12 protein-coding genes and 1 pseudogene are annotated in these 13,692 nt (G+C 71.8%); 3 read left to right on the top strand and 10 right to left on the bottom strand.

Annotation, left to right across the window (positions count from 1 at the left end):
- Nucleotides 1-136 precede the first annotated feature (136 nt).
- The 3 genes from ABT186_RS39155 (at nt 137) to ABT186_RS39145 (ending at nt 3,512) form a co-directional block, all read left to right on the top strand.
- Nucleotides 137-1,309, top strand: coding sequence for an AI-2E family transporter (locus ABT186_RS39155; RefSeq protein ID WP_502973473.1), 1,173 nt, complete (start codon nt 137-139; stop codon nt 1,307-1,309).
- Nucleotides 1,310-1,405: 96 nt separating this feature from the next.
- Nucleotides 1,406-2,977, top strand: coding sequence for a N,N-dimethylformamidase beta subunit family domain-containing protein (locus ABT186_RS39150; RefSeq protein WP_502973470.1), 1,572 nt, complete (start codon nt 1,406-1,408; stop codon nt 2,975-2,977).
- A gap of 49 nt (nt 2,978-3,026) precedes the next feature.
- The gene (locus ABT186_RS39145) at nt 3,027-3,512 is read left to right on the top strand and encodes a carboxymuconolactone decarboxylase family protein (protein WP_351226285.1); all 486 of its coding nucleotides are present in this window, start codon (nt 3,027-3,029) and stop codon (nt 3,510-3,512) included.
- An 84-nt stretch (nt 3,513-3,596) separates the two neighbouring features.
- Here ABT186_RS39145 and ABT186_RS39140 read toward each other — a convergent pair whose 3' ends face one another.
- The 10 genes and pseudogenes from ABT186_RS39140 to hypF all read right to left on the bottom strand — a co-directional run.
- Nucleotides 3,597-4,403 carry an aminotransferase class IV gene (locus ABT186_RS39140; RefSeq protein WP_351929156.1) on the bottom strand — a complete coding sequence of 269 codons (807 nt, stop codon included), beginning with the start codon at nt 4,401-4,403 and terminating at the stop codon, nt 3,597-3,599.
- 13 nt (nt 4,404-4,416) lie between these two features.
- On the bottom strand, nt 4,417-5,595 hold the full coding sequence (locus ABT186_RS39135; RefSeq protein WP_351929154.1) for an FAD-dependent monooxygenase: 1,179 nt from the start codon (nt 5,593-5,595) through the stop codon (nt 4,417-4,419).
- Nucleotides 5,592-6,833: an AMP-binding protein gene (locus ABT186_RS39130; RefSeq protein WP_351929152.1), complete on the bottom strand. Its 1,242-nt coding sequence runs from the start codon at nt 6,831-6,833 to the stop codon at nt 5,592-5,594. The genes ABT186_RS39135 and ABT186_RS39130 overlap by 4 nt, the downstream gene beginning before the upstream one ends.
- 67 nt (nt 6,834-6,900) lie before the next feature.
- Entirely contained in the window at nt 6,901-8,427 is a 1,527-nt protein-coding gene (locus ABT186_RS39125) for a benzoate-CoA ligase family protein (protein ID WP_351929150.1), read from the bottom strand.
- Nucleotides 8,424-8,651, bottom strand: a pseudogene (locus tag ABT186_RS39120) (chorismate-binding protein); the annotation flags it as partial. The pseudogene ABT186_RS39120 and the gene ABT186_RS39125, both read right to left, overlap by 4 nt.
- Nucleotides 8,652-8,821: 170 nt before the next feature.
- Nucleotides 8,822-9,061 (bottom strand): hypothetical protein, encoded by a 240-nt coding sequence (locus ABT186_RS39115; protein WP_351226295.1) that lies wholly within the window; start codon nt 9,059-9,061, stop codon nt 8,822-8,824.
- Between the two features lie 300 nt (nt 9,062-9,361).
- Nucleotides 9,362-10,441, bottom strand: a complete 1,080-nt coding sequence (gene hypE, locus ABT186_RS39110; protein ID WP_502973469.1) for a hydrogenase expression/formation protein HypE — start codon at nt 10,439-10,441, stop codon at nt 9,362-9,364.
- Entirely contained in the window at nt 10,434-11,558 is a 1,125-nt protein-coding gene (gene hypD, locus ABT186_RS39105) for a hydrogenase formation protein HypD (protein ID WP_351929148.1), read from the bottom strand. Before hypD ends, hypE begins: the two co-directional genes overlap by 8 nt.
- The gene (locus ABT186_RS39100; protein ID WP_351226299.1) at nt 11,555-11,863 is read right to left on the bottom strand and encodes a HypC/HybG/HupF family hydrogenase formation chaperone; all 309 of its coding nucleotides are present in this window, start codon (nt 11,861-11,863) and stop codon (nt 11,555-11,557) included. The genes hypD and ABT186_RS39100 overlap by 4 nt, the downstream gene beginning before the upstream one ends.
- 54 nt (nt 11,864-11,917) lie before the next feature.
- Nucleotides 11,918-13,692, bottom strand: a 1,775-nt coding sequence (hypF, locus tag ABT186_RS39095; protein ID WP_351929146.1) for a carbamoyltransferase HypF, incomplete at its 5' end; no start/stop codon positions are given.

Here is a 13,692-nt window from a genome sequence, read left to right as displayed (position 1 = left end):
CTGCAGTGACCCTCCTGGCCGTGCAGACCGTGCGAGATCACGCGCCGCGTGCGCGGGCGCGTTGCGCGCCGATCCCTGTCCGCTTTGCCCCTACTGTGCTCTGGAGGTGACTCACAGTCAGGACCCGGGAGGTGTGGTGGCGAACGCGGGCGGTCCGGCGGGCGGGCCTGGGCGAGGACGCCGGGTGTCGTCCGTGGTGATCGGCAGCAGGCCGTCCCACTCCGTACGCCTCCCTCGCCGCGCCCCGGCCGACCGCGGGGTCACGGCGGCCGAGCGGACGGTCCCCTGGTTGCGCATCGCCGCCGCCTACGCCTGGCGTCTGGTCATCATCGGTGTTGTCGTCTACGGCGTCTTCACCGTCCTGGGCCGCTTCCAGCTCATCGCGGTGGCGGTGTTCCTCGCGCTCGTCATCACCTCGGTGCTGCGCCCCCTCGCCGACCTGCTGTCCCGTTGGCTCCCGCGGCCTCTCACCGTCGCGATCGCCCTCGTCGGCAGCCTGCTGCTGTTGTTCTCCCTGCTCGCCCTCGTGGGCGACGCGGTGGCCGGCGAATCGGGGAAGCTGGCCGGGGAGTTCCGCGGCGGCATCCGGCAGATCGAACACTGGCTCGAGCGCCCGCCCTTCCGGCTCAGCCACCGCAAACTCTCCGATCTGCAGAGGCAGATCGGCTCCTACTTCTCGTCCCACCGGGCCGACCTGCTCAGCAGCGCCCTCAGCGGCCTCGGCAGAGTCGTCGAACTGATCACCGGGGCCGCCCTCGCGCTCTTCTCCTCCGCCTTCTTCATCCACTCCGGCGAACGCCTGTGGTTCTGGGCGCGTGACCAGCTCCTGCCCCGGGGCGCCCGGGCGGCATGGGACCGAGCGGGGCACGCGGCCTGGCGGACCTTCGCCGGGTACACGCGCGGCATCATCATCGTGGCCGCCACCAACGCCGTGCTCGTCGGTGTCGCCCTGCTCCTGCTGCGGGTGCCGCTCGCGCTGCCGCTCACCCTGCTGGAGTTCTTCGCCGCGTTCGTGCCGCTGGTCGGCTCGCCGGTCGCGCTCGGTGTGGCCACCGTGGTCGCGCTCGCCGGGCGCGGTCCCCTCACGGCCGCGGCCGTGCTCGTGCTCATCGTCTTCGTCGGCCAGCTCGAGGGGCACGTCCTGCATCCCCTCGTGATGAGCTGGGCCGTCAGCCTCCACCCGCTCGTCATCGCCGTGTCCGTCATCGCGGGCAGCATCGTCGCGGGGGTGATCGGCGCCGTCGTGGCCGTCCCGTTCATCTCCGTCGTCTGGGCCGTGCTGCAGGCTCTGCGCCCCGCGCCCACCTGACGTCCGGCGGCCCGCGGCGGGGCGCGCGACCCTCCGTGCTGTGCCACGCTGGCCCCGAAGGGGCAGTCGTGCACAAGCCGGAAGCAGGGAGGCGATGTGGGCCCCGACGAGCAAGGTACGCCGGAGCACTCGACAGCACATGTACAGGGGCTGCGGCGTCGGCACTTCCTCGGCGTGTGCGCCGGTATCGGGCTCACTTCGGCGACGGCCGCCGCCTGCGATCCGGCTCCTCCCGCGCTCGGACATCCCCGGGCCAACGCTTCCCACCGGGCCGAGGCGGAACGGGACCGTGGCGGTACACCCGACTGGCGAATCCGGTCCCAAGGGCCCCCCACGGCCGTCGCCGGCTACGCCGACCGGGTGAGTGTGACCCCGGGCGAGGAGTGCGGCCTGTACGTCTCCACGACCGCGTCGTCCTTCCGTGTCTCGGCCTTCCGTATCGGCTGGTACGGCGGGGCGCAGGCCCGGCTCGTCTGGTCCTCCGAGCGCATTCCGGGCCGCGCCCAGCCGGAACCGCGCTTCCTCACCGACACCCGCACGGTCCGCGCCGACTGGCAGCGCACGCTCACGTTCACCACGGCCGGATGGCCGGAGGGCGCGTACCTGCTGCGGCTGGAGGCGGACAGCGGCCACCAGCGCTACGTCCCGCTCATCGTGCGCTCCACGCAGGGCATGGGCCGTACGGTCCTGATGCACGCCCCGGCCACCTGGCAGGCGTACAACCGGTGGGGCGGCTACAGCCTCTACGCCGGTTCCTCCGGCTCGTACGCCGCACGGTCCCTCGCCGTCAGCTTCGACCGGCCCTACGACGCCGAGGGTGCGGAGAAGTTCCTGGTGTACGAACGGGCGGCCGTGGTGCTGGCCGAGCGGCTCGGCATACCCCTCGCGTACACCACCGGGACGGACGTGCATCGCGACCCGGAGGTTCTGCGGGGAGCGACCGCCGTCCTCTGTCTCGGCCATGACGAGTACTGGACCCCGGAGCAACGGCAGCATGTCACCGAGGCCCGCGACGCCGGCACCAACGTCGCCTTCCTCGGAGCCAACACCTGTTTCCGCCGGGTCCGTCTGGAGCAGAGCGAGAAGCAGCCCGACCGCACGGTGGTCTGCTACAAGTCCTCCTTCCGGGCCGACCCCTGCTTCACGACCCACCCCACCCTGGTGACGACGGACTTCCGCCAGTCCCCGGCGGCCGCCCCCGAGTCGTCGCTGACGGGCGTGCTCTACGAGGGCTTTCCGACGGACGCGCCGTACGTCGTCCACGCGGCCGACCACTGGCTGTACGAGGGCACGGGCGTCAGGCCCGGCGACGGCTTCGACCACCTGGTCGGCGTCGAGTACGACCGGGTCACCCCGGGTGCACCCGTCCCCGAGCCACTGGAGATCACGGCCCACTCGCCCCTGGTGTGCAACGGCCGGCGCAGCCACAGCGATTCGGCCTACTACACGGTCCCCAGCGGCGCGGGTGTCTTCGCGACCGGCACCATGCGCTGGGTGGAGGCGCTGATGGCCGGCACCGCGGACGGCGGTCACGACCACGGTATGGACACCCGCACCCGCGCCTTCGTCACCCGCACCACGGAAAACCTCCTGCGCGCCTTCGCGGAAGGCCCCGCCGCACACCACCGCCCCGCGCCGCGCCCGAACGTGGGCGAGCTTTACAAGTGAATTCCGGGTTCCCTATTCACCTCCCCCATCAGGGAGATAGAGTCTTCCCATGGTCAAAAGCGATTCTCCGTCTCGCGTACCGCTCAAGCGAATTACTCCCGAGGTGTCCGGGGCGATGGGTGCCCTGCATGCCGCCGCCGTTTCCGCGGCGCAGGACGCCAAGGTGGAACCCGAGCTCCTCGAGCTCGTGAGAATTCGTGCCTCACAGATCAACGGCTGTGCGTTCTGCCTCGACATGCACACCAAGGACGCCCGCGCCCAGGGCGAGACCGAGCAGCGGATCTACGCGCTGAACGCCTGGCGGGAGACCCCGTTCTTCACCGAACGGGAGCGCGCCGCACTGGCGTTGACCGAGGCCGTGACCCTGGTGCACGACGGGCATGTCCCGGACGCGGTGTACGCGGAGGCCGCCGAGGTCTTCGACGAGGCACAGATCGCGGCGCTCATCTGGGCGGCCACCGTCATCAACGCGTACAACCGTATCGCCATCGCGACGCGAATGGTTCCGGGCGCCTACAAGCCCGCCCAGAAGTAAATCCGAATCCGAACATCCCTTATCGCGCCGCGTCCCAAAGGAATTGGGCCCGGCGCGATTTCCTGTGTTTCAGCCGACGCTGATTCAGCGACCCTCCGGAAGCGGCTCCATAATGTCCTCCAGCCAGGCCCGCCATTCCGCCGCACGCACCGCAGTTCCCGCGGTCATGGACCGCTCCGTCCACTCGGTCCACTCCGCCACGGGCCGGATGCCGTGCAGGGCGTTCACCAGCCACACCTCACAACCGTCCAGCTCCCCCACGGTCCGCTCGCGATGGGCGACACGGATACCGTCACGGGCGGCACGTTCCTGGATGAGACCGATCGTCACTCCGGCGAGGACGGGCAGCTGCGGCGAGGGCAGGCACAGGGTGTCGTCCTCCCACCACACCAGGCTGGAGTGGGCGCCCTCCAGCACCACCCCGGAAGGGGCGATCAGGACCGCCTCCTCGGCACCGTGCGACAAGGCCCGTTTGCGGACCCGGGCCAGGGAGTCCAGGTCCGGCCCCTTGCGGCGGGGCACGGTCCGCGGGTCGGGCTGGCCCACCGCCCAGACCCGCACGTCTCTCGCGAGCGGCGGCGCCTGGCGCAGCAGGATCCTCAACCGGTGGGAGCCCGCGGTGAGTTCGACGCGGGGAAACCACTCCCCGGTGCGCGGAAGCACTGCGGTCATGTCCCGCCAGAACTCGATGAGCCGGCGCAGCGGAGGGCCGTCGCACGCGCCGCACGCGCGCAGGAAGCGTTCACGGTGCCGCTCGAAGCCACGCACGCGTCCGTCGCGCAGCAGCCATGAGTCGGCGACGAGCAGACGCCCGCCGCTGTCGGGTCCGTCGGCCGGCCAGCCGGCCGGGCTCCACTCCAACAGGCCTTCCAGGACGGCCGGTTGTGTCATCGAAGCTCCTTCGTCAGTACTTGCGGCCGGCGCTCGCCGCTGAGCCGTTCCGGGGCCCGTACGGGGCGTGCTCCAGCCAGGCGCCGCACCACGGCAGGACGGGGGAGAGTGCCGCGGCCGCGCGCTGTTTGGCCCGTACGATCCGGCGCTCGGGCCGCAAATGGGCCAGGGCCGTCCCGGCGGCGGCGCTGTTGAACAGCGCCGCCCCTCGCCGTGCCGCGGCGCACTCCGCGACCGCCTCCACTGTCCCGGTGGCGACGGCCTCGGCGGCCGCTGCGGCGTCCGCGATCCCACTGTTCATGCCGCGCGCACCGAACGGCGGGAAGAGATGTGCCGCCTCACCGGCGAGCAGCACCCGGTAGTGCGGGTCCGTGAAGCTCGCCGCGACCTTGCGCAGGAAGCGGTACGTCGACACCCACAGGACCCGGTCCTCGTACCCCTCCCCCGCCACCGCGGGAAGCCACCGCCGTACGGCCTCCTCGGTGCCGTACGCCTCTTCCGTGTCGTCGTCCCGGCACTGCAGGTCGAGCTGGAACCCCCCGGTGAAGGGCACCCTCATCACGCTGCGTCCGCCGACACCGGGGTGCTCGTAGTGGAAGACCCGCTCCAGCGGGAGTTCCGCGCCCGGGATGTCGGCGACGTCCACCACTACGTGGAAGCCGTTCGAACGGCTGCCCTCCAGCGGGATGCCCAGTTCGCGCCGTACGGCCGAGCGGGCGCCGTCGGCGGCGATCACATGGGTGGCGGCCCAGGTGCGGCCGTCCTCACCGGTCAGCACGACGCCGGTCGCGCTGGACCGTACCCCGGCCACCCGGGCGTCCCAGACGAACTCCACCCCGGCCTCCTCGCAGGCGACGAGCAGGAAGCGTTCGGTGTCCACCTGCCGCAGACTGGTGAAGGGCGGCGTCCCCGAGGGGGGCGGGAACGTCCGGGAGTACACCTCGCGGCCTCGGTAGAGGGTGCGCCTGGTGTGCCAGGTGCGTCCGTACGCGGAGATCTCGTCGGCCAGCCCGGGGCGCATCGCGTCGAGCAGCTGAAGGGTCTCGCGGTGGACGAACAGGGCGCGGCTGCCCGGGCGTACCCGGCCTTCCGGGTCCGCCTCCAGGACGACGACGGGGAGGCCGTGGGCCCGCAGACCGAGTGCGGCCGCGAGGCCCACCGGGCCCGCCCCCACGACGACGACCGCACTCACGCCCGGCTGCTCTCGGCCAGCATGCGGGTGATCTCCACCCGCTTCACCTTCCTGGTGGCGGTCATCGGCAGTTCCTCGAACCGCCACTGCCGCGGGTCGGCCATGGGAGGCAGATCCGCAGTCGAGTCGATCTGGTCGATTTCGCGGTCGATCAGGTAGAGGGCGCCCAAGCGACTCTGGTAGCCCATGTCGCCCATCTGCCACCAGCCGCCGTCCAGTTGGCGAAGATACTGCTCGCGGGCGCCGAGACAGGTGAGGATGCGGCCCCGGGTGCGGGCCTCGATCCGGCCGGGCGTGCCGGGCCTGGTGCGCCTGCCGGAGTCGTCCGTGACACGGACCCGGGTGAAGCCGGGGATGCCGATGCCCACGCGGCGGCCGTCGGCGCGGGCCGCGGTGCGCCGGGTGAACAACTGGAAGGCGACCGGGCCCGTCTCGCTCTGCCCGTACAGCTGGATCAGCCATGGCAAGCGGCGCTTGGAGGCGTCGAGCAACCGCTGGACGGTGCGCGGGTGGATCGCGTCGAAGGTCGAGCCGTACGAGCGCACCCGGGACAGCGGCGCGCCGGGCGCGTCGGTCAACTCCTCCCACAATACGAAGGTGTTGGGGTGGGTCTCGACGATTCCGGGGCGGTGCCGGACGAGGAGCGGGGCCACCTTGGTGGGGTCGGGGTCGGTGATCAGCACGAGCGGGCTGCCGTAGTGCAGCAGGACGCCGAGCCGGTGGTAGAAGCGCGAGTGCACGAACGACATGTGCAGCGCCGCGGTCTCGCCACGGGTGGGCAGGCCCATGGCCTTCTGGGGCACGAGACGGTTCCACATGGTGTTCGGGCAGTGCACGGCGAGCTTGGGGATGCCGGTGGTGCCCGAGCTGTGGGTGATCAGGGACGGCTCCCGGGGGTGGAGCCGGATGGGCGCCGGGGGTTCGGCGCCGGCGTACTTCTCCAGGGGGACGGCGCCGATCCGGGAGAGGGCGCAGGTGAGCAGGACGATGTCCACGTTGTCGGTCTTGTGGACCACCACGTGCTCGGAGGGTCGTATCCCCGCCTCCCACAGGCGGCCGGACAGCTCCTCGACGAGCTGTGCGAGCACGCTGTAGGTGAGGGAGACTCCGACGTGGGGGGCGACGTCGAGCGGCCGGTCGAGGGTGACGAAAACTCCGCCGTGACGGGCCGCCGCCTGCCGGAACATCGGCCCCAGGTAGAAGGCACGGTCGGCGAGCAGGGGCTGTTGCTGTCGCATGGGCCCGGTCCTTTCTGTGGGGGTGCCGTTGCGTGTCGTGGGCGAGTCGGCGATGACGGTCATCGGGTCACCACGCTCCCCGGCGGACCAGGTGGCGGCGGAGCTTTCCGGTGGGGGTGCGGGGCAGCGACGGCACGAAGCTGACGCTTCTGGGGACCTTGAAGGCGGCGAGGTGCTCGCGGGCCAGGCAGACGAGATCGGCTTCGAGACCGACCGGTATCGGGGTGACGGGGACGACGAAGGCGCGCAGCCGGCCCGCGCCGCGGTGGTCGGTCACAGCGGCGACCGCGACCTCCTTGACCGCCGGGTGGGTCCGCAGCAGGGCCTCGACCTCCAGTGGAGAGACGGTGATGCCGCCGACCATCTCCATGTCGTCCGCGCGGCCCAGGTGTGTGTAGGTGCCGTCGGGTTCGCGGCGTGCCCGGTCCCGGGTGGCCAGCCAGCCGCCGACGAAGGTGCGTCCGGTCTCCTCCGGCCGGTTGAGGTAGCCCGACGTCACCGTCGGCCCGCGGACCCACAGTTCGCCCTCCTCGCCGTCGGGAACCCGGTGTCCGTCGCGGTCGCGCAGCTCCACCTCGAAGCCGGGTACGGGGCGGCCCACGGTGCCCGGATGGTTGTACTCGAAGCTGTTGGCGCAGAAGGCGTGTCCGGCCTCGGTGGAGCCGATCTGCTCCAGCACGGGGGCGCCGAGCAGATCGGTGATCCGCCGGCCCAGCCCTGCGGGCAGGCCCTCGCCGGCCGAGACGGCGGCCCGTACGGAGGCGAAGCAGGCCTCGTGCCCGTCCGCCCGCTCCGCCACCAGGGCCGCGTACTGGGAGGGCACCGAGTAGAGCAGGGTGACCCGGTGCCGTACGACGAGTTCGTCCACGGCGGCCGGGTTCGGGCGCCGGTCCACCAGGACGGCGGAGGAGCCGGAGAACAGCGGGAAGACGAAGGCGTTGCCGAAGCCGTAGGCGAAGAACAGCTTCGAGGCCGACAGGGTGACGTCGTCCGGGGTGATCCTCAGCAGCCGCCGGCCGATGAGGTCGTGGTACGCCTTCGGGTCGCCGTGGCGGTGCACGACTCCCTTGGGGCGCCCCGTGGTTCCGGAGGTGTACTGGATGTAGAGCGGGGTGTGCGCGTCGACCTGGTGGGCCGTGGTCGTGGGCCGGGCCGTGCTTGTGAGCGCGACGAGCTGGTCGGCTCCGAGGCGGGTGCGGCGCGGGAACCGGTCGTCGAGTCCCGGTCCTGTCACGCACAGCACGGCCTCGCTGTCGTCGGCCATGAACTCCAGTTCGGGCGGTGTGAGTTCGGGGTTGACCAGGACCGCGGCGGCGCCGAGGCGGGCGGTGGCGAGGAAGGCCGTCACCCAGGCGATCGAGTCGGGCAGGGCGAGCAGCACCCGGTCGCCGGGGCCGACGCCGTGCTGGGCGAGCACGGTGGCCGCGCGGGCAGCGAGGTCGTGCACCTCGCCGTGGGTCCAGGAGCGGTGCCCCTGGTGGAAGGCGGGGCGGTCGGTCCACGAGCGCCGCTCGGCGAGCGTGGCGAGGTGCGCCGCGAGGTTCCCGGGCGCCTCCACGTCGGAGGCGGTCAGCGTGGCTTGGGGTGTCGTCATCGGGCCGGCTCCTCCTCGGTGGCCGGGGCGGCGGTGTGCTCCCGGTGGGCGCGCATGGGGGCTGCGGTCTTCAGCAGCATCTCGTCGTACTCGGCGTCCGGATCGGAGCCGAGGACGATCGCCCCACCGGCGCCCAGGTGCAGCCGGTCGTCGGCGATGACGGCGGTGCGGATGACGATGCTGAGGTCGGCGCCGCCGCTGCAGCCGAAGTATCCGAGCGCTCCGAGCTACCTCTTGGGCCCGCGCTGCGTCGCGCAACTGCCCCACCGAGTTCCAGGACCTCCACGGCACCGACCGTGCGGAAGACCTCCGCGGCGTGGACGGCCGGGGCGGACGGAGCCTCGCCGTACACAACGGGGTGAGCACCGTAGCTCTCTCCGGGCTCCCGGTCGGCTCAGAGCTGCTTCCTCCCTGCGGTGAGCAGATGACCACTGACGCCGAGCAGCGACGGCACGGACTCGGTCTGCCGCAGCGCCCGCAGGACCAGCTCCAGGCGGTCGGGTTCGTCCAGCCAGGTGGAGACGTCCCCCATCAGCCAGGCGGCGCCTTCGAGGCCGTACTGGCCGGTGGGCGTCAGCCCCGCAGCCCCCGTTTTCGCCTCCGACGATGACCGCGGCACGCTCTTCCACACCATGCGCTACGCCAACGGCGCGTGGACCCGGGCAACGCTGGTCCAGCACTACACGAACATGTCCGCCTGGCGGCCCGCCGGAGTGGCTGGATCATCCGGCTGACCCGCGGCCGGGGCACAAGCGCCCTCCGCGCGGTGCCGGGGGAATGCCCGGCACCGCTGCACCGCATCCGCCGGCGGGCATCGGGCGGTACGTCATCGCGGACGCCTACAGCCCGCAGAACGATGGCCTGACCGGGCGGGTGGTGCAGGACATCGCGACCGCAGCGGTCCCGCCATGGATCCGCCTCGGTCGACGCGGCGTCAGCAGATCCTCGGCAGTTGCTCCCCGATCGGCATGTCCACCACCCGGGTGCCGCCCAGCCCGGTACGGGCCACCACCATGCCCGGGTGGTCCTCCACGACCTCGCCGATGATCCTGGCCTCCCTGCCCAGGGGGTGCGACCGCATCGCGTCCAGCACGCCGTCCGCGTGCTCGCGCGGTACGAACGCGACCAGCTTGCCCTCGTTGGCGACGTACATGGGGTCCAGGCCCAGCACGGCGCAGGCGTTGGCGACGGCGGGCGGCACCGGGATGTCACGTTCACCGATGACGACGCCGGTGTCCGAGGCGGCCGCGATCTCGTTCAGCGCGGCCGCAAGCCCGCCCCGGGTGGGGTCGCGCAGAACGTGCAGGTCCGGGGTGACGGCGAGCATGGTCTCGACAAGGCCGCCGAGGGCCGCGCAGTCGCTCTCGATCTCCACGCCGAATTCGAGGCCCTCACGAACGCTCATGATCGCCACACCGTGCACGCCGATGCCACCGCTGACGATCACGATGTCGCCGGGGACGACCCTCTGCGGTCGCAGGTCGACGCCCGCCGGGATCACCCCGATACCGGCCGTGTTGACGTAGATCCCGTCGCCGTGGCCGGCCTCCACCACCTTGGTGTCACCCGTCGCCACCTCGACTCCGGCGGCCCGCGCGGCCGCGCCGAGCGCTTCCGCCACCCGGGAGACGGTCCGCAGTTCCACGCCCTCCTCCAGGATGAATCCGCAGGAGAGATACGAGGCCCGGGCGCCGCTCATGGCGAGGTCGTTGACGGTGCCGTTGACGGCGAGATCGCCGATGCTGCCGCCGGGGAAGAACAGCGGGCGCACCACGAACGAGTCGGTGGAGAAGGCCAGTCGCACACCGCCCAGCGTCAGCGCAGCGGCATCGCCCAGCTGGGCGAGCACGTCTGAACCGAAGGCGGGCGCGAAGACGTGCTGGACCAGTTCCGCGGAGAGCGCCCCGCCTCCGCCGTGGCCCATGACGATGCGGGACTGGTCGCGCAGCGGAGCCGGGCAGGTCCAGGCCGACGGGTCCATGGGCGGCGTGATCAGGTCGGTGGTCTCAGACAACGGGGGTCGCCTCCCGGGGCGCAGGGGTGGTGTCCAGGCGCCGGTAGAGGTAGTACGCGGCGCAGGCGCCCTCGCTGGAGACCATCGTGGCTCCGAGCGGGGTACGGGGTGTGCACAGGGTGCCGAACGCCTCGCACTCGTGTGGTCTGAGCAGGCCCTGCAGTACCTCGCCGCTGCGGCATGCGGCCGGTTCGCGGGTCTGGATGCCCTCGACCGAGAAGCGGTGCTCGGCGTCGTAGTCGCGGTACTTGGCGGACAGCCGCCAGCCGCTGTCGGGGATCACGCCGATACCGCGCCAGGCGCGGTCGGTGACCTCGAAGACGTCCTCCAGCATGGCCTTGGCGGCCGGGTTCCCCTCGGGGCGGACGGCCCGGGGGTAGGCGTTGTCGACCGTGTGCTCGCCGCGTTCCAGCTGCAGCATGGTCCGGCGTACGCCTTCGAGGATGTCGAGGGGTTCGAAGCCGGTCACGACGATCGGGACACGGTGGCGCTCCGCCAGCTCCGGGTACTCCCCCACGCCCATCACGCTGCACACGTGCCCGGCGGCCAGGAACCCCTGGACCCGGCAGCTCGGGGACAGCATGATCGCTTCGATGGCCGGAGGCACCCGCACATGGGACACCAGCAGGCTGAAGTTCGGGATGCCCAGCTTGCGGGCCTGATACACCGTCATCGCGTTGGGGGGCGCGGTCGTCTCGAAGCCGATGCCGAAGAACACCACCTGCCGGCCGGGGTTCTGCTGCGCGATCCTCAGGGCGTCGAGGGGCGAGTAGACGACCCGTACGTCTCCGCCTTCCCCGCGCACCTGGAACAGGTCCCGTCCGGTGCCGGGCACGCGGAGCATGTCGCCGAAGGAGCAGAAGATCACTTCCGGGCGGGAGGCGATCTCCAGTGCCTTGTCGATGGTCTCCAGGGGGGTCACGCAGACGGGGCAGCCGGGACCGTGGATCAGTTCGACCTTGTCCGGCAGCAGTTGGTCGATGCCATGGCGGATGATGGTGTGGGTCTGTCCGCCGCAGACCTCCATCAGCGCCCAGGGCCTGGTCACCGTTGCGTGGATGTCGTCGAGGAGCCGGCGCGCCAGATCCGGGTCCTGGAACTCGTCGATGTACTTCACTTCCGCGCCTCCTCGCGTGCGGGCGGAAGCTCTCCGCCCGCTTCCGCGGCCATTTCCCAGGGGTCGCCGAACTCCTCCTGCAGCATGCCGAGTTCGGCGAACAGTTCCAGCGTCTGCTTCGCCGACTCCTCGTCGAGGCGCTGCAGGGCGAATCCGACGTGGACGATGGCGTACTCGCCGACCTGGAGGTCGGGCAGGTATTCCAGGCACACCTCCTTGACCACACCGCCGAAGTCGACGGTGGCCATCCGGGTGCCGTCGCGTTCCTGGATCTCCAGCACTCTGCCGGGTACCGCCAGGCACATGGGCTTCTCCTCGCTGTGGGGTGGTGTGTCGTCGGGCGCTGCCGGGACGGTTCGTCAGTCGGGGTCTCCGATCCGGTCCGGTACATGGGCGGCCACCACCAGCTGGCCCAGGGCGAGGCCGCCGTCGCCCGGCGGGACCAGGTGGTGGCGCAGCACGGTGAAGCCGTCCGCGCCGAGGGACTTCGCGCAGGCCGAGGAGAGCAGGGAGTTGAGGAACACGCCGCCGGTCAGGGCCACCGTGTCCACTCCGTGCCGCTCTCGCGCCAGGACGCAGACGCGGTGGACGAGGCCGGTGACGGCCCGGTGGAAGCGGGCCGCGACGAGGGCCGGTTCCATGCCCGCGCGCAGGTCGTCGACGATCGCCGCGAGGACGGGTGACGGGTCCGCCCGGACCGGGCCGCCGTCCGACTCCGGTGCCCTGACGGCGAACGCATAGGCGACCGTGTCTCCGCCGGACGCCCGCAGCGCGGCGGCCTCCAGTTCGACGGCGGCCTGGGCCTCGTATCCCGCCCGGTGGCAGACGCCCGCGAGGGACGACACCGCGTCGAAGAGCCGACCCATGCTGGAGGTGGGGACGCAGTTCACGTTGCGCTCCAACTGCTGCTCCAGCACTCTGAGTTCGCCGGGCGGGCAGGCGGCGACGCAGGCGAGCCCGTCCGACCGGTCGATCCCGGCCGTACGCAGGTGTGCGAGAGCCATGCGGTACGGCCGGTGCACAGCGGCGTCGCCCCCGGGCAGTGGCACATACGCGAGGTGCCCGATCCGCGTGAATCCGTCGTAGTCCGCGAGCAGGAACTCCCCGCCCCACACCGCTCCGTCGTCGCCGTACCCCGTGCCGTCGAAGGCGACACCGATCACCGGCCGGCTGCCGTCGAGTCCGTGTTCGGCCATCGCGGCGGCGACATGGGCGTGATGGTGCTGGACGCGGACGACGGGCCGGCCCGACGCATTGCGGACCGCAAACCTCACGGAGCGGTAGCGGGGGTGCCGGTCGGCCGCCAGCAGCTCCGGCCGCACCGGGGTGACCGACTCCAGTTGTGTCACGGCACGCTCGAAGGCCCGCTGGGTGGCGAGGTCGTCCATGTCGCCGATGTGCGCGGAGAGCCAGGCCCGGCGGTCCTCGCCGAGGCAGAGCACATTCTTGAGGTCTCCTCCGACGGCGAGGGACGGGCGTACGGGCACCGGAAGCGTCAGTGGCAGGGGCGCGTATCCGCGGGCGCGGCGCACGATCAACGGCTTGGCGTCGACCACGCGCACCACGGAGTCGTCGCACGGCACATGGATCGGCCGGTCGTGGGTGAGCCAGGCGTCGGCCAGGTGCTCCAGCCGCTGCACCGCCTCCTCGTCGTCGGTGACGATCGGCTCACCGGAGACATTTCCGCTGGTCATGACGAGCAGCCGGGGGCCCTCGGGATCGCCGGGCAGGCCGAGAAGGAGATGGTGCAGAGGGGTGTACGGCAACATGATGCCGAGGTCGGGACTGCCGGGTGCCACGGCCAGGGCGGGCCAGGGGGCTTCGGTGCCGGGCAGGGTGTCCGTGCGGCGGCGCAGGAGCACGATGGGTCTGCTGGTGCCCGTGAGGAGGCTGCGCTCCTCGGGGGCGAGCCGGACCAGGTGCTCGATGTCGTCGAGGCTCCCGGCCATGACGGCGAACGGCTTGTCTCCCCTGGACTTCCGGCGGCGCAGCCGGGCGACGACGTCCGGGTCGGTGGCGTCGCAGGCCAGGTGGTAGCCGCCCAGTCCCTTGACCGCGAGGATCGCGCCGTGGGCCAGAAGGCGCCGGGCCTCGGCGACCGGGTCCGCGTCCGTGACGGGGCGCGGCGGGCCGC

Origin of the sequence: Streptomyces sp. NPDC001634, from assembly GCF_040298185.1 — a bacterium.
Lineage (GTDB): Bacteria > Actinomycetota > Actinomycetes > Streptomycetales > Streptomycetaceae > Streptomyces.
This window is presented reverse-complemented; position numbering and strand designations above follow the sequence as displayed.

Coding starts and splice junctions, on each gene's coding strand:
- ABT186_RS39145 (WP_351226285.1), top strand. CDS start 3,027: ATGGTCAAAAGCGATTCTCCGTCTCGCGTACCGCTCAAGCGAATTACT.
- ABT186_RS39140 (WP_351929156.1), bottom strand. CDS start 4,403: ATGACACAACCGGCCGTCCTGGAAGGCCTGTTGGAGTGGAGCCCGGCC.
- ABT186_RS39130 (WP_351929152.1), bottom strand. CDS start 6,833: ATGCGACAGCAACAGCCCCTGCTCGCCGACCGTGCCTTCTACCTGGGG.
- ABT186_RS39125 (WP_351929150.1), bottom strand. CDS start 8,427: ATGACGACACCCCAAGCCACGCTGACCGCCTCCGACGTGGAGGCGCCC.
- ABT186_RS39115 (WP_351226295.1), bottom strand. CDS start 9,061: ATGGTGTGGAAGAGCGTGCCGCGGTCATCGTCGGAGGCGAAAACGGGG.
- ABT186_RS39100 (WP_351226299.1), bottom strand. CDS start 11,863: ATGTGCCTGGCGGTACCCGGCAGAGTGCTGGAGATCCAGGAACGCGAC.